At 45.5% G+C, this 19,122-nt stretch carries 16 protein-coding genes; 1 reads left to right on the top strand and 15 read right to left on the bottom strand.

The genetic code is table 11. The features are described 5' to 3' along the window. Positions 1–6 precede the first annotated feature (6 nt). The 6 genes from ligA to ABC357_RS22795 all read right to left on the bottom strand — a co-directional run bounded on the left by ligA (position 7) and on the right by ABC357_RS22795 (position 8,415). Entirely contained in the window at positions 7–2,013 is a 2,007-nt protein-coding gene (gene ligA / locus ABC357_RS22820; protein WP_412889799.1) for an NAD-dependent DNA ligase LigA, read from the bottom strand. 19 nt (positions 2,014–2,032) lie between these two features. Beyond that, a complete protein-coding gene (gene pcrA, locus ABC357_RS22815; RefSeq protein ID WP_412889798.1) occupies positions 2,033–4,276 on the bottom strand; it encodes a DNA helicase PcrA in 2,244 nt (747 codons plus the stop codon). Between the two features lie 79 nt (positions 4,277–4,355). Further along, positions 4,356–5,042 (bottom strand): heptaprenylglyceryl phosphate synthase, encoded by a 687-nt coding sequence (gene pcrB, locus ABC357_RS22810; protein ID WP_412889797.1) that lies wholly within the window; start codon positions 5,040–5,042, stop codon positions 4,356–4,358. A 162-nt stretch (positions 5,043–5,204) separates the two neighbouring features. Beyond that, entirely contained in the window at positions 5,205–5,501 is a 297-nt protein-coding gene (locus ABC357_RS22805; protein ID WP_412889796.1) for a YerC/YecD family TrpR-related protein, read from the bottom strand. 71 nt (positions 5,502–5,572) lie between these two features. Next, positions 5,573–6,610 (bottom strand): DUF3048 domain-containing protein, encoded by a 1,038-nt coding sequence (locus ABC357_RS22800; protein ID WP_412889795.1) that lies wholly within the window; start codon positions 6,608–6,610, stop codon positions 5,573–5,575. A 62-nt stretch (positions 6,611–6,672) separates the two neighbouring features. Further along, positions 6,673–8,415: an adenine deaminase C-terminal domain-containing protein gene (locus ABC357_RS22795; protein ID WP_412889794.1), complete on the bottom strand. Its 1,743-nt coding sequence runs from the start codon at positions 8,413–8,415 to the stop codon at positions 6,673–6,675. 145 nt (positions 8,416–8,560) lie between these two features. On the opposite strand from ABC357_RS22795, the gene ABC357_RS22790 reads away from it, so the two are divergent. Further along, the gene (locus tag ABC357_RS22790) at positions 8,561–8,869 is read left to right on the top strand and encodes a YgaP family membrane protein (RefSeq protein WP_412889793.1); all 309 of its coding nucleotides are present in this window, start codon (positions 8,561–8,563) and stop codon (positions 8,867–8,869) included. 215 nt (positions 8,870–9,084) lie between these two features. On the opposite strand, the gene purD is transcribed toward ABC357_RS22790, so the two are convergent. The 9 genes from purD to purC form a co-directional block, all read right to left on the bottom strand. Further along, entirely contained in the window at positions 9,085–10,356 is a 1,272-nt protein-coding gene (purD, locus tag ABC357_RS22785) for a phosphoribosylamine--glycine ligase (RefSeq protein ID WP_412889792.1), read from the bottom strand. A 19-nt stretch (positions 10,357–10,375) separates the two neighbouring features. Further along, positions 10,376–11,911: a bifunctional phosphoribosylaminoimidazolecarboxamide formyltransferase/IMP cyclohydrolase gene (gene purH, locus ABC357_RS22780; RefSeq protein WP_412889791.1), complete on the bottom strand. Its 1,536-nt coding sequence runs from the start codon at positions 11,909–11,911 to the stop codon at positions 10,376–10,378. 32 nt (positions 11,912–11,943) lie between these two features. After that, complete coding sequence (purN, locus tag ABC357_RS22775; protein WP_412889790.1) at positions 11,944–12,507, bottom strand: phosphoribosylglycinamide formyltransferase; 564 nt, start codon at positions 12,505–12,507, stop codon at positions 11,944–11,946. After that, on the bottom strand, positions 12,504–13,526 hold the full coding sequence (gene purM / locus ABC357_RS22770; RefSeq protein WP_412889789.1) for a phosphoribosylformylglycinamidine cyclo-ligase: 1,023 nt from the start codon (positions 13,524–13,526) through the stop codon (positions 12,504–12,506). Before purM ends, purN begins: the two co-directional genes overlap by 4 nt. Positions 13,527–13,771: 245 nt before the next feature. Continuing rightward, positions 13,772–15,190: an amidophosphoribosyltransferase gene (gene purF / locus ABC357_RS22765; RefSeq protein WP_412889788.1), complete on the bottom strand. Its 1,419-nt coding sequence runs from the start codon at positions 15,188–15,190 to the stop codon at positions 13,772–13,774. Beyond that, positions 15,175–17,397 carry a phosphoribosylformylglycinamidine synthase subunit PurL gene (gene purL / locus ABC357_RS22760; RefSeq protein ID WP_412889787.1) on the bottom strand — a complete coding sequence of 741 codons (2,223 nt, stop codon included), beginning with the start codon at positions 17,395–17,397 and terminating at the stop codon, positions 15,175–15,177. The genes purF and purL overlap by 16 nt, the downstream gene beginning before the upstream one ends. Then, a complete protein-coding gene (purQ, locus tag ABC357_RS22755) occupies positions 17,381–18,067 on the bottom strand; it encodes a phosphoribosylformylglycinamidine synthase subunit PurQ (protein WP_412889786.1) in 687 nt (228 codons plus the stop codon). The genes purL and purQ overlap by 17 nt, the downstream gene beginning before the upstream one ends. Further along, the gene (purS, locus tag ABC357_RS22750; protein WP_412889785.1) at positions 18,064–18,318 is read right to left on the bottom strand and encodes a phosphoribosylformylglycinamidine synthase subunit PurS; all 255 of its coding nucleotides are present in this window, start codon (positions 18,316–18,318) and stop codon (positions 18,064–18,066) included. Before purS ends, purQ begins: the two co-directional genes overlap by 4 nt. After that, positions 18,306–19,031 carry a phosphoribosylaminoimidazolesuccinocarboxamide synthase gene (gene purC / locus ABC357_RS22745; RefSeq protein ID WP_412889784.1) on the bottom strand — a complete coding sequence of 242 codons (726 nt, stop codon included), beginning with the start codon at positions 19,029–19,031 and terminating at the stop codon, positions 18,306–18,308. Before purC ends, purS begins: the two co-directional genes overlap by 13 nt. Between the last annotated feature and the right edge of the window lie 91 nt (positions 19,032–19,122).

Here is a 19,122-nt window from a genome sequence, read left to right as displayed (position 1 = left end):
CACCTCTTATTTGTTTAGTTCTGCTACCAGTTTCTCCTCATCCCATACTTCAACGCCCAGCTCTTCTGCTTTGCTAAGCTTCGAGCCCGCATCTGCTCCAGCAATAACCAAACTTGTCTTTTTGCTGACACTTCCGGACACCTTCGCACCCAAAGCCTCCAGCTTCTCTTTTGCTTCATTGCGTGTAAGCAGTTCTAGCTTACCAGTTAACACAACTGTTTTACCAGCAAAAATTGAATCACTTTCTTCTACAGTTACAGGCTTAGGTCCGTTATACGCCATATTGACGCCGGCAGCCTTCAATTCATGTATCAGCTCATCCACTTCAGGCTGTTCAAAGAATGTGACGACAGAATCGGCCATTTTATCGCCAATTTCATTAATATTCGTCAATTCCTCATACCCAGCCTTTGCTAGGGCATCCATCGTCCCGAACTGCTGCGCCAATGTTTTAGCCGCTTTCGAGCCTACATGGCGAATACCAAGGCCGAATAAAAGACGCTCAAGCGAATTGGCTTTAGATGCCTCGATCGCATCCAGCAATTTTTGGACAGACTTCTCACCCATCCGTTCCAGCCCGATCAATTGCTCATAAGTCAATTTATATATATCCGCTACATCTAAAATTAGGTTTTCATGGAAAAGCTGGGTGATTACTTTTTCACCCATGCCGTCTATATTCATGGCATTGCGGGACACAAAATGAATCAGTCCCTCACGGATTTGTGCCGGGCACTTTGGATTGATGCAGCGCAGCGCGACTTCACCCTCCAATCGGACAAGCTCACTGTCGCATGCAGGGCAATGGGTCGGCATCTTGAACTCCTTCTGTTCATCCGTTCTTCTATCCACCAGTACATTCACAACTTCAGGAATGATATCGCCTGCTTTTTTCACGACGACATAATCATACAGGTGTATATCCTTCTCGCGGATTAAATCCTCATTATGCAAGGAGGCTCTGCTGACCGTTGTGCCCGCCACTTTGACAGGCGAAAGGATGGCAGTAGGTGTAATGACCCCTGTCCGTCCTACACTCAATTCAATGTCAAGCAGCTGTGTAACCACTTCTTCTGCAGGGAATTTATAGGCAATCGCCCAGCGTGGACTTTTCGCCGTATATCCGAGCTCCTCCTGCTGGTCCAAAGAATTGACTTTTATGACGATGCCATCAATTTCATAAGGAAGGTCCGGCCGCTTCTCCGTCCAGCTGTTCACATACTCCAGCACTTCCTGGATATTTGCGCATGTACGGCGTTCTTTATTTGTCTTAAATCCAAGGTCATCCAGGAGATCGAGGCCCTCACTCTGAGACGTAACTCCTGTACCCCCAAGATTCGCCAAACTATAAAGGAATACAGACAAATTCCGTTTTGCCGCAATCCGTGGATCCAATTGGCGCAGGGAGCCCGCAGCCGCATTGCGCGGATTGGCAAATGGCTCTTCCTCTTTTTCCAAACGGATGGCGTTTAAATCATTGAACGATTTTTTCGGCATATAGGCTTCCCCGCGCACTTCGAATGTGAGGGGCTTGTTTATTTTCAGGGGGATTGATTTGATTGTCTTCAGGTTAGCTGTGATATCTTCGCCGATATAGCCATCCCCACGAGTTGCCCCGCGGGTGAATAAGCCTTCCTCATACAAAAGGGACACGGCTAGTCCATCAATCTTCAATTCGCACATATAGGTAAAAGAATCGCCGATCCCTTGCCGGACTCTGCGGTCGAAATCCAATAAATCCTCTTCGTTGAATGCATTTCCCAAACTGAGCATCGGCGTCCGGTGCTCCACTTTGTGGAATGCATCAAGAACAGCCCCGCCGACACGTACAGTCGGCGAATCTGGGGTCTTCAGTTCGGGATATTGTTCTTCTATGGAAATCAATTCTTTCAATCGCATATCATACTCGGAATCCGGAACAGAAGGATTATCCAATACATGATATTCATAATTATATTGATTCAATATCGTTTGCAATTCCTTTGCCCGTTTTTTGGCAGTTATAGCATCCATAGTGTTATTCCTTTCAGATTTATACTTTTTCAATTGGAGCAAAAGCAGCCAGCAAGCGCTTGATGCCGACAGGGCTTGGGAAGGCGATGTCCAGCTCCTTCTTATCGCTATCTCCCTTCACGCTCACCACTGTGCCGACGCCCCACTTCTTATGCTGTACCTTGTCCCCGACAGTCCAGGCAATATCTCCTCCACCTGAATTGACTGGGGCCTTTACAGGGCGCGCTGTAACAGCTGCCCTGCGTGAAGAGAATGAGGATTGCCCTGAACCGGCAGATGCTCTGGCCGATACAGCCCGTTTCATTCTTTCTTCTGCGCGCAGATCGATTAACAGGTCTTCGGGGATCTCAGCGATGAACCGCGAAACTGGATTACAATTGGTACGGCCGAATAAGGTGCGCATCTGCGAGTTCGTCAGGAATAATTCCTGTTCAGCCCGTGTAATGCCCACATAAGCCAATCGGCGTTCTTCTTCCATTTCATCCTCTTCCATTAAAGAGCGGCTATGCGGGAATACCCCTTCTTCCATTCCAAGCAGGAAGACAACAGGAAATTCAAGCCCTTTTGCAGAGTGAAGCGTCATTAATGTGACGCCATCCTGAGGGGTTTCGTCTTTATCGAGTTGATCGATATCGGCAACTAACGCTAAATCTGTTAAAAACGCCACGAGGCTCTTATCGTCTTCACTAGCTTTTTCAAAGTTTTGCGTAACGGATAGGAACTCGTCCAAGTTTTCAAGCCTGCTTTGCGATTCAATCGATTTCTCTGCCTTAAGCATTTCTCTGTATCCTGTTTTTTCGAGGACCTCCTCCACTAATTCAGTGACGGATAGGAACTCCTGCATATTGGTATATCCCGAAATAAGTTCAGAAAATTCCAGAGCTGCTTTGCGGATTTTCGGGCTCAAGCCGATCAAGTCAATATTTTGCAGTGCATCGAACATAGACGTATCCTGCATTTGGGCAAAATCAGCTATTTTATCCAGTGACGTCGAGCCGATTCCCCGTTTAGGCACATTGATGACACGTCGAAGAGAGATATCATCGTGAGGATTGGATATTAAGCGTAAATAAGCAAGGATATCTTTAATCTCTTTTCTGTCATAGAACTTTACACCGCCCACAATGCTGTACGGTAGGTTCGATTTAAGCAAATAATCCTCCATTACACGCGATTGTGCATTGGTTCGGTAGAGGATGGCCACATCGCTTAATTTCTTATGGTCATTCTTCATTAGTTCAAGAATTTTCCCTACAACGAATGCGGCTTCGGCCTGCTCATTATCCGCGTTATAATAAAGAATCTTATTGCCTTCAAGATTCTCGGTCCATAATTTCTTCGGCTTGCGGTTGCTGTTATTGGATATAACTTCATTCGCAGCCTGAAGGATCCGTTTTGTTGAACGGTAATTCTGTTCAAGCATTATGACTTGCGCATTCGGATAATCCTTCTCAAACGATAGAATATTAGCTATATCCGCTCCACGCCAACGATAAATAGATTGATCGGAGTCACCGACGACGCATAGATTTTTGAATCGTTCAGCGAGCATCTTAACGAGCATATATTGCGCCCTGTTTGTATCCTGATACTCATCCACATGGATATACTGGAATTTGCGCTGATAATAGCCCAATACTTCCGGTACCCGTTCAAACAAAAGAATAGTTTTCATAATCAGGTCATCAAAGTCCAATGCCTGGTTCTTGCGCAATCTTCTTTCGTATTCCTTATATACATCGCTGACAATTTTCGTAAAATAATCAGCAGCTGTTTTTTCATATTCTTCACTATTGATCAGTTCGTTTTTAGCTGAAGAAATGGCTCCTAGCAACGCTCGGTAATCATATTTCTTCGGATCAAGATTCAAATCCTTCAAAATCTGCTTAATGACGGACTGTTGATCGGTCGTATCCAGTATGGAGAATGTCCGGCTATAGCCAATCCGGTCTATATCTCTTCTTAGGATACGGACACACATCGAGTGAAAGGTCGAGATCCATATATTTTCGGCATCGGGCCCCAATATTTTCCCGATTCTCTCCTTCATTTCACGCGCTGCTTTATTTGTAAACGTAATGGCCAGGATATTCCATGGAGCTACATCCTTTTCTACCATTAAATAGGCAATGCGATGGGTCAGCACTCTTGTCTTTCCGCTTCCTGCACCTGCCATGATCAATAATGGCCCCTCTGTTGCCTGTACGGCTTTCCTTTGTTCAGGATTCAGCCCTTTCACGAGCTGGTCTGCACGATTTTCCATTATTCCACCACCAATAAGAACATTTGTTCCTTCATTATACTACATTGAACCTTCAAGAAGAGGTCTATATAAGCATTAATTATCCTTTTACAGCTTTTACCGTTTTCAATGCTTCTTGCATATTCTCGTAAATGACATTTCCTACAATAATTACATCTGCATATTTACCCATTTCTTCAGCCTTTTGGGCATCTGTAATACCGCCACCGTAAAAGAAAATGGTCTTTTCCAGCCCTTCTTTTACCTTCTTAGCCATTTGCGGATCACCATAAGCGCCGCTGTACTCCAGATAGAAAATCGGCAGAGAGAACATCCTTTCAGCCATTTGCGCATATGCCACAACGTCATCTGCCGTTAAATCGGCATCTGCATCCGTCACTTCCGCTGCTTTGCACTGTTTATTCATGATGCAATATCCTTCAACATGGATTTCATCCCAATCCATGATTTCGCCATATTCCTTAACAGCCTGCTGGTGAAGCTGAACAATCCATTTGGGATTCCTGCTATTTAGCACTGTAGGGATAAAATATAAATCAAAACCAGGAGTGACCGTATCCACTGAAGATACCTCCAGCACACAAGGAACGCTGTATCGGCGCGTGCGCTGCATCAAATCAAGGACTCCTTCAAGTGTCACGCCGTCTGTACCGCCAATCATGACAGCATCTGTTCCTGATTCGCATATCGCCTCAAGGTCAGAATCGTTTATTTCTTTATTAGGATCGAGTTTAAACACATGTCTCCACTCGCGGTAATCATACATTCATCTTCCCCCAATCTCATGTTTCATTCCACCATTATAGCATTAAGATTTCCAAGAAAAAAATCTTCCTTGCAGATCATGATGGATGAATTTTTCCCATTTTCAATCCATGTATTTGAATGCCTTGGACAAAATAAAAACAGCAGGATCTCCCTGCCGTTTTTATTTGGATTCTTCTATTCGCTGTAAAGCCATTGCATAGGCATCGTTTCCGTAATTCAAGCAGCGCTTAACGCGTGAGATTGTCGCGGTGCTAGCGCCTGTTTCGGTTTCAATCTTGTGGTATGTCTTCCCTTCCTGAAGCATTCTAGCTACTTCAAGCCGTTGGGCAAGCGATTGTATTTCATTGATTGTACAAAGATCATCAAAGAAACGGTAGCATTCATCTAAATCCTTGAGAGATAGGATCGAATTAAAGAGTTGGTCTAACTCTTTTCCTCTTAATTTATCAATTTGCATATTTTTGCTCCTCTACAATTAAAGTGAAACATTGGCGGGCTAACTGGCTAGAAGTAGAGTTCACCCTATAATCAGTCAAGCTGCACAGTGGAATCAAGTCCATTCCGGCCAGGTACAACGTTCACCCATGTTTTCCCTGGGACGAACGATACCGGAGCTCCGTTTTTTTGGAATACGAACGCTTGGTTTACATACTGCCATTGTATTCTATTCCATTTTCCTTTTTGCAGCAAGTAGGCTTCCCCGCCTTTTGAAAAATCGATATCGCGGCGCCCTTTATCATCCAACACAGCATGTGGCGCTGAGAGAATGATAATGTTATCCATCATCACCGGTTTTTCTGTCCCGCGATCCACCATCTCAGTTCCTCCGGTCGACCGGGTATACCTTCCTTCAGCCTCATCATACTCATACACCACATCAAAGTCGCTGGAACCATAGCTTATAAAAGCTTTTTTTCCGGCTTCACCTTGTATGGCGCTGACTTCATGATCCTTTAGGAAAGACAAAGCTTTTGGCTTTTGGCTCATATCCACCTGTTTTTCTTTGGCTCCTTCTTCGATGTTCCCAAATGTAATATAAGAATTATGCGGTGCTTTCCTTGATTGGTCACGCTTGAACAGAGTACCATCATAAAATAACCCGTTCAGTGAATCAACATAATGCTCATCCAATAATTTTTTGGCCTCCGGGCTGTATCCATGGCACACATACAGGCTGTCCATGCCCTTTGCAATCCTGATAAAATAATCGCGTGCACTTCTGACAGGCCCGACCTTTTCAGGAAATTCACTCTGGTATATAGCCAAGAACCGCGTAACATTGCCTTCCGCAAGCATTTCAAATACCATATCCGCCTGTTGAAGCCCTGTTTGCGGGCGGGCTCGGGGATGATTATTAATCATGACGGCAACAGATCGATGTTCCGCATCCCCCTGCACCACTTTTCCTGACAAAGGATAAGTTTGGCTGGCTTCCGCCGTCTTGCCGGCATCTGTAGAATCACTTGCCGCCGGAGGCTGCTCGGGATTTGAAGCCTCCTCTTTTCCGCATCCAGCAACCAACAGGATGGAAGATAAGCATATACACGCAACTAGTTTAACATTCATGCATTTTTCCCCGTTTCATAGGTTTACCGCTTCTCTAATCAATTATATAACACTTTACCATTTTAACGCATTATTGTCGGAAAAAGTACTGTCTTGTTCATGACATCATACATTCCCGCTGGTGTAATGCGGATATAAGGCAAATGTGTCGATGAAAAGAAAAGCATGCTATAGACCGGATCTGAAAAACGGTAGCCCCGCTCCTTCAATAAAGCCGTCATTTCCTTCTCTTCCTCAATCAGCTCACGCATCGGCTTGTTGGATATGATCCCCTTCAGACTTAGCGGCATCCGGAAAATGACCTTGCCGAATTCAGTAATGACAATACCGCCGCCCATTTTCTTCAGTTCCTCGAACGCCAGCTTCATATCTTCTTTTCTTTTTCCAATGATAATGATGTCGCCCGTAGTTGAATAGGAGCTTGCAAAGCCGCATAACCGATCGGCGAACCCTTTGATGATTGTATTATTTCTCCATTTTCCCTTTCTGTCCATCAACATGAAATAACATTCGTCATGGTCAAATTCCAGTTCATCATATGACATATCCCTTATGATGGAATAAGGCTTTGTAATGACATCATTCACCATCTCAACACCAAACGGAGTGGAAAACTGCAAATCATCATGTGTGAGATCCCAATTCAACTCCAGCGGAGAAAAACCGTATTCATCCCAATTGATGGAATAATCGGATTCAACTTCTTTCCCATCGCGGACCATCCATTTGCCTTTTGCCAGAACAGACACAGGCGTCGGATTCTCCGGACTTTCAAGGAAATTGATATTGGCTACCCTTCCAGTGGCGATATTGCCGTGCAAATAATCGACCTTATAATACTTGGCTACATTAATAGTTGCCATATTGTACGCATCAATTACGGGTACATGGTGATCCATGCACATTTTGATTAATTGGTCCATCATTCCCTTTTCATAAAAGGATGGGGGCGAGCCGTCCGTATTTAAGAAGAAATGGTCATATCGATCAATTCCGGCTTCATGCAGCTCATCCAGGATTTTGGGAAGGTCGGGACGAATGGATGAATATCTGAGAGATACCATATATCCCTGAAGAAGCCTTGATATGACTTCTTCGCCTTTCATAGCCTCATGGTCGCAATCAGCTCCTAGCAGCATCAGCTTCGCCAATGTTTTCTCAGACGCTCCAGGAAAATGCCCTTCAATCTGCTTGCGCATACGCTTTGCCTCTTGTATCCAATGCAGCATCAAATCGTCGCCGTCCAACAATTTCGGCCAGCCGGTCAATTCCCCTCCCTGCAGGACAGCATCATGCTCAAGCCAGGACTTGATATTACTGTGTGAAAAAATAGATTCTTCATCTGTGATTTCCGTCTGGGGATCAAAACGGCACCACCAGTACATGCTGACCGGGCTATTTCTGAATTCCTTCAATAAAGAAAACGCTTTCTTTTTTTCTAAATGCAAAAAGAGCAGCATGTTGTCATTAATAAGAGTAGTCGTCCCGCTCAATGACGCATAATGGGAAAACGTCTGGGGATTATATAATTGAAATGGATGGGCGTGCGGTTCTATATATCCCGGAACTAAATAGGACTGTGTACAATCCACAACCTCACAGTTCTCTATATTATCCGGCATTTTAGAGCCCACATAGACTATGCGGTCCTCATAGATCCAAATGTTGGCCTTCATCCATTTTCTAAGCACCTGGTTCAAATACGTGGCATCCTTCAACACAATATCGGGTGCCCGATCACCATCTATAACAGCAACATGCTCACGCAGTTGTTTGTTTTTCCATCTGTATCTCTGTTCCAGCATGAACATCCCTCTTTTCAGTTTCATTCTTTATTTGCTACATTAATTCGCTAAAATATAAGTTTGTCTTAATGTTAACATATTTGGTTATTTTAAACATTAATGTTTTTCACTTTTCAGTTAATATTTTGTGAAGGGAGTTTTACGTTTGTTAAAATATCGCCCAAATATATCTACTATGAATGCTTTATTGCGCATTACGTGCGGATTATCCATGCTGGCTTGGCTGACAGCCAAACTCGTCCGCAAACCTTGGAAGGATTCCTATATGATCCTGGTCATCATGGCTGCCATGAAGGTCGCAGAAGGCATTGTCCGCTACTGTCCGCTGACAGCCCTATTCCACAAAGGGCAGGAGCTATACGGCGATATGATGGATGATGTCGTTTCAATGGATTTTGGCTCCGAGGCTGAGTACCGCCATCCTAACTTTACATCCGAAAAGGAAGAAAGCTGAAAACATCTCCACATTAGCAAATCAATGAACTGGACTAAGAGCGTGATGGCTTAGGCGTTTTTTCCACAATGGGCCTTCTTAGGGAACAGTGTACCACATCTTTAGGCTTGTCCGCTTTATTGCCGTTCCGGAATGGACTATTTTTTGGGCATATCGATCCATAGATGGATAAAAAACAAGCTCCTTCGCTTAAAGTGAAGGAGCTTGTTCACTATTTAATGAATTCCCGCTGCAATAGCCCTATAGCCAATATCATTCCGATAATATAACGAATCACACTTAATTTTCTTCAATTCTTGATAAACCTTCTGCTGAGCTTCCTCAAGTGAAGAAGCTTTTGCACTTAAGAAAAGGACTCTCCCGCCATGAATGGTCGATGTGCCTTCACCATTGATCGATGTTCCCGAGTGATAGATATGGACGGAAGGGTCCACCTCATCCAAACCTGTAATGGCCGCCCCTTTTTCAAACACTCCCGGATAACCTTCCGCAGCCATGACCACACCCAATGCAGATTGATTATCCCATTCAATGGTAAATTCCCCCTTCGCATCAACCGCGTTCAACACATCAATTAAATCCGATTTCATTCTCGGGAGGATGACTTGTGTCTCAGGATCGCCGAATCGCGCATTGAATTCTATCACCTTAGGTCCTTGTGCAGTCAGGATCAGGCCGGCATAAAGAATCCCCTTAAATGTGCGCCCTTCTTTAATCATGGCAGTAGCCGTTTTCTCCACGATTGATTTAACGGCTTCACGTACAATCTCTTCGCTGATTTGAGGCACTGGCGAATAAGCCCCCATTCCTCCAGTGTTTGGCCCTTTATCTCCATCGAAAGCTCTTTTATGGTCCTGGGCTATTTCCATCGGGTACACATATTCCCCATTCACAAATGACAGCAGCGAAAATTCTTCGCCCTCCAGAAATTCTTCGATCACAACACTCTTTGAAGCACTGCCGAATTTTTCATTTAACAGCATATCGCTTAGGGCAGCTAACGCTTCATCCTCTGACATTGCTACGACTACCCCTTTTCCGGCAGCCAAGCCATCCGCTTTAATCACGATAGGCGCCCCATTTTCCAATACATAGGATTTTGCTTGTTCAAACGAAGAGAATGTTTCATATGCAGCTGTCGGAATGCCGTATTTCTTCATTAAATCTTTGGCGAAGCTTTTGCTGCCCTCAATCTCGGCTGCACGCCTGCTTGGGCCGAAAGCGCGTAAGCCAGCAGCTTCAAAAGCATCGACGATACCGTCCAACAGAGGCGTTTCAGGTCCGACAAATGTCCATTCCACGCCATTATTGCGGGCAAACGCGATCAGTTTTTCCTGTTCCTGTTCCATAATCGGCACTAGAGTAGCCACGTCCTTCATCCCGGGATTGCCGGGTGCTACAAATACGTGCTGTACTTGCTTGCTTTCTGAAAACTTCCGGGCAATTGCATGTTCACGGCCTCCCCGGCCAATAACTAGTACATTCATCTTTAAACGCCTCCTTCTATTAATGCTTAAAATGTCTGATTCCCGTAAATACCATAGCGATTCCATGCTTATCCGCTTCCTTGATGGAATCTTCATCACGGATGCTTCCGCCAGGCTGGATGATGGCGGTGATGCCCGCTTCAGCTGCTGCTTGAACTGTATCATTCATCGGGAAAAAGGCATCCGAAGCCATTGCTGCTCCTTTTGCTTTTTCTCCTGCTTGCTCCAACGCAATTTTGGCAGATCCGACGCGGTTCATCTGGCCGGCCCCTACACCAAGAGTCATTTGGCTGTCCGTAACGACAATGGCATTGGATTTCACATGTTTGACTACGCTCCATCCTAATTTCAGGGCTGCCCATTCTTCCTCTGTCGGCTCCCTTTTAGTCGGAACGGAAATAGTTGCATCTTCCAATGTGTATGAATCAGCCTCTTGAACGAGCAAACCGCCTTCCACAGACGCTAATACTTTTTCCTTCACTTTATGGCCATCCATATCGATCGTCAGCAGGCGGATATTTTTCTTTGCAGTCAATATGTCCAACGCTTCCTGCGAATAACTTGGCGCAATAACAATTTCCAAGAAGATTTCATGAAGTTGTTCAGCAGTGGTCGCATCCACTTCTTTGTTCAATGCCACAATGCCGCCGAAGATAGAAGTGGAATCTGCTTCATACGCCTTTGCAAAAGCTTCAGAAATAGTAGTCCCTGTCCCTACTCCACACGGATTATTGTGCTTAACCGCAACAGCAGCAGGCAACTTGAATTCCTTTAGAATTTGCAGCGCTGCGTTTGCATCATTGATATTATTATAGGAAAGTTCTTTACCATGAAGTTGTTCCGCTTGAGCGATTGAATAGGCGGAACCGAGCGGCTTGCTATAAAATGCCGCTTGCTGATGGGGGTTTTCCCCATAGCGGAGGCTTTGCTTAAGGTTATATGTAAAAGTAACACTTTCAGGGTTTTCTTCTCCTACAAGTTCAGTCATATATTGAGAAATAATGCTGTCATAGGAAGCCGTATGGCGGAATACCTTAGCAGCCAAAGCTCTTCTCGTGTCAAAAGACGTCTGGCCCTTTTCATTATATTCGTCCAGCACCTTGCCGTAATCTTGAGGATCAACTACTACAGTTACATATTGATGGTTTTTGGCCGCAGAGCGAAGCATTGTCGGACCGCCGATGTCGATGTTTTCAATCGCATCATCCACAGTCACATTTTCTTTGGCAATGGTTTGCTGGAAAGGATAAAGATTTACACAAACTAATTCAATCGGTGCGATCCCGTGCTCCTCGATTTGCTGCTTATGGCCCGCATCGCCATGTTTTGACAATAAGGCGCCATGCACATTCGGATGAAGCGTCTTGACCCTGCCGTCCAAAATTTCCGGAAAACCTGTAATATCACTGATACCAGTTACCTCGACACCTGCATCTTGAAGCGCCTTTTTGGTGCCTCCTGTTGAAACAAGCTCAAAGCCGATTTCTTTCAATTGCTTTGCAAAATCCACAATACCTGATTTATCACTAACACTTAATAATGCGCGTTTTGTCATTGTAAGTAATCCCCCTCCAAATTAAAGCGTTTCTATGAAAATAGTTGTTGCAAAACCTGTGGATATAAACGATGCTCCGTCTCCTGGATACGGTTCTGCAATGTTTCCCTCGTATCACCCGGCTTTAACTCGACAGCCGCTTGTTCAATGATCGGGCCCGTGTCCATGCCTTCATCCACATAATGGATAGTGACCCCCGTTATTTTTACGGCAGCGTCAAATGCCTGCCCGATGGCATCCTTTCCAGGGAACGAAGGAAGCAAGGATGGATGGATATTGACTATTCGATGGGAATAAGCCCCCAGCAATGTCTGGCCGATCAAACGCATATACCCGGCCAACACGATGAACTCGATGTGTCTAGCATCCAGCTCTTTCATAATATCCCGTTCATAAGCCGCTTTATCGGCGTACTCTTTCGGAGCAAACGAAAAAACAGGTATCCTTTCTGTATTGGCTCTTTCCATTACATATGCAGACGGCCTGTCACACACAAGCAACGCTATTTCCGCCTGAAGGACGCCTTCCCTGCTAGCTTCTACGATACGTTGAAAATTACTGCCGCTTCCGGAAGCGAATATCGCTATTTTCTTCATAATTGGACGCCTTCTTGAGATACGACCTGCCCAATGGAATATGCCTTTTCCCCGCATTTTTCAAAATGGGCAATAACTGCCTCGGCATCATCTGCTTCCACAACGACAGCCATTCCGATTCCCATATTGAAAATGTTATACATATCTGTTTCCGGTATCTGTCCTTCTTCCTGCAGCATACCGAAAATCGGCGGAACCGGCCATGCGCCTTTTTCTATTGCAACACCAAGCCCTTCAGGCATCATGCGCGGCAAATTCTCGATAAAGCCTCCCCCGGTAATATGGGCCATTCCCTTGATGGAGAACTCCTTCAATACAGATAAAATCGGTTTTACATAAATCCGGGTCGGCGTCAGAAGTTCGTCTCCGAGCGTACAGCCTAAACGTTCTTCAAATTGTTCCAAATCTTTTTGGCCGTCTTCCAGTAAAATTTTCCGCACAAGTGAATACCCATTGCTGTGGATTCCACTTGACGCTAAGCCAATCACGACATGTCCCTCTTCAATATCCGCTCCGGAAATAAGCTTCGTTTTCTCGCACGCTCCAACCGCAAATCCAGCCAAATCATACTCATCTTGTTTATACATCCCCGGCATTTCCGCCGTTTCGCCGCCGATCAATGCGGCGCCAGCCTGGCTACACCCTTCTGCCACACCTTTGACGATTGCCTCAATACGATCAGGATCCGCCTTGCCGCACGCTATGTAATCAAGGAAATAAAGCGGCTCCGCCCCTTGTACAACAATGTCGTTCACACACATTGCCACAGCATCGATTCCAATTGTGTCATGCTTATCCATCATAAATGCCAGCATCAGCTTTGTTCCCACACCGTCTGTTCCTGAAACAAGGACCGGCTCTTTCAGTTGGAGTGAAGAGAGGTCAAACATTCCTCCAAAGCCTCCAAGCCCGCTCATTACACCTTGCCGGACTGTTCTTTGAACATGTTTTTTCATTTTATTGACTGCCTCATAGCCAGCCTCGATGTCTACTCCTGCCTGCTTGTATGCATTCGCCATTTTCGATCCTCCCAAATGATCGGCGCAAACCGTATTCAAAAAAGCACTTCCCCTTTCTGAATCGCTTTGCGCGTCCAATTGCTACATTCATTCTTTTTTAGATACTTTCCGAAAAATTTCGGTTATACACTATGTTTCTTTCACAGTCACATGGCCGACCGCCTCCATGGAGCGATGTTATTATTTCATCGGCTGATCGCTAAAAATAACCATCACTTGGAGAGCCAGCTTTATTTAGATGTCAATCAGCATACCGGAATCGGACGGTTCACTGTTTCCTCATCGAAAATTTCGGTTGGATAATGCCCTGTAAAGCAAGCCATGCATTGCCCGCCTGTTTCACCAGGAAATGGGCGACCAATTGCTTCAACCATTCCTTGGGCGCTTAAAAATGTTAATGAATCCGCATTGATCAACTCTCGGATTTCCTCAATTGATTTCTCGGAAGCGATTAATTCCTCACGTGTTGATGTATCAATTCCATAAAAACAAGGGTTCTTGATGGGCGGGGAAGATATGACAACATGCACTTCCTTCGCTCCAGCTTCCTTCAGCATCGTGACGATCCGTCTGCTTGTCGTTCCCCTTACGATCGAGTCATCGACCATAATAACCCTTTTCCCTTCGACAACTCCCCTGACAGGAGCTAGCTTCATCTTTACACCTTGCTCACGAAGAGATTGGGATGGCTGAATGAAGGTTCTGCCGACATAGCGGTTTTTGATCAAGCCCATTTCATAAGGGATTCCGGATGCTTCCGCATAGCCGATTGCCGCTGAAATACTCGAATCGGGAACACCTGTCACGACATCTGCATCAATCAATGCTTCCATCGCAAGCTTCTTGCCCATGTTCTTTCTGGCCGTGTGTACATTGATTCCATCAATATTGCTGTCTGGGCGGGAAAAATAGACATATTCCATGGCGCACATCGCTCTGTTCTGTGATATCGCAAAGCGTTCAGCTGTCACACCCTCGTCATTGATAACCAGCAATTCCCCCGGATCAATATCGCGGATGATTTCAGCGCCAACCAAATCAAGGGCGCATGTTTCCGATGCAACAACATAGGCATCCCCCAATTTCGCCAGGGATAACGGACGCAAGCCGTGTGGATCAAGAGCGACAATCATCTCTTTTTCTCCCATGACTGTAAAAGCATATGCCCCCTTCACCAGGCTGAGTGCATTTTTGACGCGGTCTTTCAAGCTTGTGAATCCTGATCTTCTGATAAGATGGGCGACCACTTCCGTATCGGATGTTGTCTGAAAAATGCTTCCCTGTGCTTCAAGCTGTGCCTTCAGCTGCGTGGCATTGATCAGGTTTCCATTATGGGCGAGAGCCATGCTTTCATTTTGGAAATGGAAAAGGAGAGGCTGGACATTCTCATACCCGCCCCCTCCAGCAGTCGCATAGCGAACATGGCCGATTGCCCCTTTGCCGGAAATCCCTTTCATCCGCTCCTCTGTGAAAACCTCTGTCACAAGGCCTTCTCCTTTAACACCCGTTAGTTTCTGGCCATCTGTCAGAACCATGCCAGCGCCTTCCTGTCCACGATGCTGAAGGCTGTGCAAGCCATAATAGGTGATCTGGGCCGCATCAGGATGCCCCCATACTCCAAAGACGCCACATTCCTCATTCAATCCCTTTAATTCAGCAAGCATCTTATTGCCCCTTTCCAGGCAGACTCCAATTCGTTCAAGTCTTCTCGAAGTATTTGTTCGCCTTTCCCATCCATAACAACCAACGTTCCTGAATCTGTGACATCGCCAATGAACTCGGCATCTTCGACAAGCTGCTCGAACTGGCTTCGTTTGCTCTGTGGAACTGACACGACAAAGCGTGATTGCGTTTCACTGAACAATTCTGTTACTGCATCTTCATGCACTGTCAAAGAGGCGCCAAATCCTTTTCCGCCGAATAATGATTCAGCAACGGCAACAGCTAATCCGCCCTCCGCTACATCATGCGCAGAAGATATGATTCCTGCACGGATCGCATTCAATAATTGGTTTTGGCGTTTTGCTTCAACCGTTAAGTCGATTGCTGGAGCAGGCCCGAAAATCTCACCGTGAAGAAGCTTCTGCAGTTCGGTGCCTCCCCATTCCGGCTTGGCCGAGCCGATAATATAGACTGCATCACCAGCTTGCTTGAAATATTGAGTTGTAATATGAGCTAAATCGTGCACCAATCCAACCATGCCGACTACAGGCGTGGGGTAGATGGCTTCACTATTTGTTTCATTATAAAGTGATACATTCCCTCCGATGACTGGCGTCCCAAGGAAAGTACAAGCTTCACTCATGCCATCGGTGGATTTTTCAATTTGCCAAAAAATATCTGGCTTCTCTGGATTTCCGAAATTCAGGCAATCAGTAATAGCCAGAGGCTCAGCGCCAGAGCATACGATATTCCGCGCCGCTTCCGCCACGGCAATTTTTCCGCCAACCTCCGGATCAAGATAGATATAGCGTGAATTACAGTCAGTGGTCATCGCTAATGCTTTGTTGCTCTCCCGAATACGGAGCACTGCCGCATCTGATCCGGGCGCTACGACTGTATTGGTGCGGACCATATAATCGTACTGGTCGTATACCCATTCCTTGCTTGCAATTGTCGCCTGTGACAGCAATTGCTTCAAAGTCCCGCCGCAATCTTCAATGGTAGGCGTGTCTAAATCCATATCTTTGAACTTAGCATAGTAATCAGGCTCTGAGGATGGTTTATGATATACAGGAGCATCCTCAGCTAATGCATCAACCGGCACATCGGCCACCACTTTCCCGTTGTGGAGCAAGCGCAATTGTTTATCATCCGTTACATGGCCGATTGCCACAGCTTCAAGATCATACTTCGAAAATAGATCGACAATTTCCTGCTCGCGGCCTTTCGTCACTACAATCAGCATCCGCTCTTGTGATTCGGATAACATCATTTCATATGCTGTCATACCTGTTTCACGCTGAGGCACCAAATCCAGATTCATTTCAATCCCAGACCCGGCTTTGCTGGCCATTTCTGCAGAGGAACTAGTAAGACCGGCAGCTCCCATATCCTGAATCCCCACAAGTGCATCACAGTGGATCAGTTCAAGGCAAGCCTCCAACAGCAGTTTTTCCATAAAAGGATCGCCGACCTGGACAGCGGGACGGTTATCGCCGGATGTTTCAGTCAATTCCTCGGAAGCAAATGTGGCTCCATGGATGCCATCGCGCCCTGTTTTTGCACCTACATACATGACTGTATTGCCGACGCCGTGCGCCTGGCCCTTCTTGATATCTTTATGGTCGATCAATCCTACGCACATAGCATTGACTAATGGATTTCCATCATAGCAATCATCAAATTGGATTTCTCCTCCTACCGTCGGAATGCCGATGCAATTCCCGTAACCGGCTATTCCTGCTACGATTTCCTTGAATAGATATTTAACGCGTGCATCATCCAATTCTCCGAAGCGCAATGAATTCAGCATGGCAATCGGACGGGCTCCCATTGAAAAAACATCACGGATAATGCCGCCCACTCCTGTTGCAGCTCCTTGGTACGGTTCAATGGCTGACGGGTGGTTATGCGATTCAATTTTAAACACGACTGCCTGCCCATCGCCGATATCAACGATACCAGCTCCTTCTCCGGGACCTTGCAGCACTTTTTCACCGGTGACAGGGAATTTTTTCAATACAGGCTTGGAATTTTTATAAGAACAGTGCTCTGACCACATGACTGAAAATAAGCCTAACTCTGTATAATTCGGCAAACGCCCAAGAATGTTCTTCACCATGTCGAATTCTTCAGCAGACAATCCCATTTCTGCATATATTTGTTCCGTTAAAATACTCTCCGGACTTGGCTCAAGCAGTAACGACATATGATTCCCTCCATTGTTTGACGATAGATTTAAAAAGATTAAGCCCGTCTGCACTGCCCAATAATGAATCGACAGCACGTTCAGGATGCGGCATCATTCCAAGTACATTCCCTGTTTCATTTGTAATGCCAGCAATGCTCCCAAGGCTGCCATTCGGATTATTCCCTTCATATGTAAAGACAATTTGTTTGTTTTCTTTCAGTTTTTGTAAAGTAAGCTCATCACAATAATAATTTCCTTCGCCATGGGCGATAGGGATCGTGATGATCTCCCCCTGATTGTACATATTGGTAAACATTGTTTCATTGTTCTCCACCTTGAGCTGTACATTCCGGCAGATAAAATGCAGGCTCTCATTGCGTCTCATGGCCCCAGGCAATAACCCCGCCTCCAGAAGGATTTGGAACCCATTGCAGACGCCAAGCACCGGCTTGCCGGCTTCAGCAGCTTTCACTACCTGCTCCATCACATTTGAAAACCGGGCGATCGCTCCAGAACGCAAGTAGTCTCCATAGGAGAATCCCCCCGGAAGAAGAATGCCGTCAAAATCGGTTAGGTCGCCTTCTGTATGCCAAACATACTCAACCTCTTCTCCCAGCTCATCCTTGATTGCGTGGAACATGTCAACATCACAATTGGAACCTGGGAACATAATCACTGCGAATTTCACTGGGCGACAACCTCCTCGATATCATATCGGTAGTCTTCAATCACTGTGTTCACCAACAGCTTTTCACACACTTCCTTCACCACATCATGGATATCGCGGTCAGTCTTGCCAATGGATAATTCCATATATTTTCCGATGCGGACGTCTTCTACCTCTGCATATGAAAGGCTGTTCAATGAATGCTTCACGGCAGCTCCCTGTGGATCCAATACACTCTCACGCAATGTTACATACACTTTTACTTTGTACATGTTTTCGTTCCTCCAAGTCGGGTTAATATCTGTTCATATGCATCTGTAATGTTCCCAAGATTTCTGCGGAACACATCCTTATCAAGCTTCTCATCGGTTTCTTTGTCCCAAAGGCGGCACGTATCCGGCGAAATTTCATCTGCCAGGATGATTTCTCCATCCGGCAGCTTGCCAAACTCCAATTTGAAATCGATCAAACGGATGGACCGCCCGTCGAAGTAACGGGTAAGCACTTCATTAATTTTCAAAGCCTGATCGCTTATTCGCTTCAGCTCCTGTCCAGTCGCCAGACCCAAAAGCTCAATATGCGAATCATTCAAAAGCGGATCTCCAAGATCATCGTTTTTATAATAAAATTCCATGATCGGATGCTTCAGAACAACGCCCTCTTCAAGGCCGATCCTTTTCGAAAGACTTCCGGCAGCTATATTGCGGACAACGACCTCCAAAGGTACGATATCCACTTTTTTAGCCAAATGTTCGCGGTCTGAAATTCGCTCTATAAAGTGGGATTCAATCCCTTCTTCTTTAAGCATTGAAAATAGCAAACTTGTAATCTCGTTATTCAGAACGCCCTTTCCGGCAATCTGTTCTTTCTTCTCGCCGTTGAATGCAGTTGCTTGGTCTGTATATTCCAGCCAAACAACCCCTTCTTGTTCTGTTGCGTAAACCCGTTTTGCTTTCCCTTGATATAGCAATGCTCGCTTTTCCATGTGTATGCCTCCGTTTTTGGAATATTGGCAAAATATAGTGTTAAAAAAACATCCGGAAGACCTTTATACTCCACAGATGTTTTTAATTGTC

Origin of the sequence: Bacillus kalamii (genome assembly GCF_047238185.1) — a bacterium.
GTDB lineage: Bacteria > Bacillota > Bacilli > Bacillales > DSM-1321 > Bacillus_AD.
Note: the sequence above shows the minus strand (reverse complement) of the source record. Positions and strands in the feature narration are given on the sequence as shown.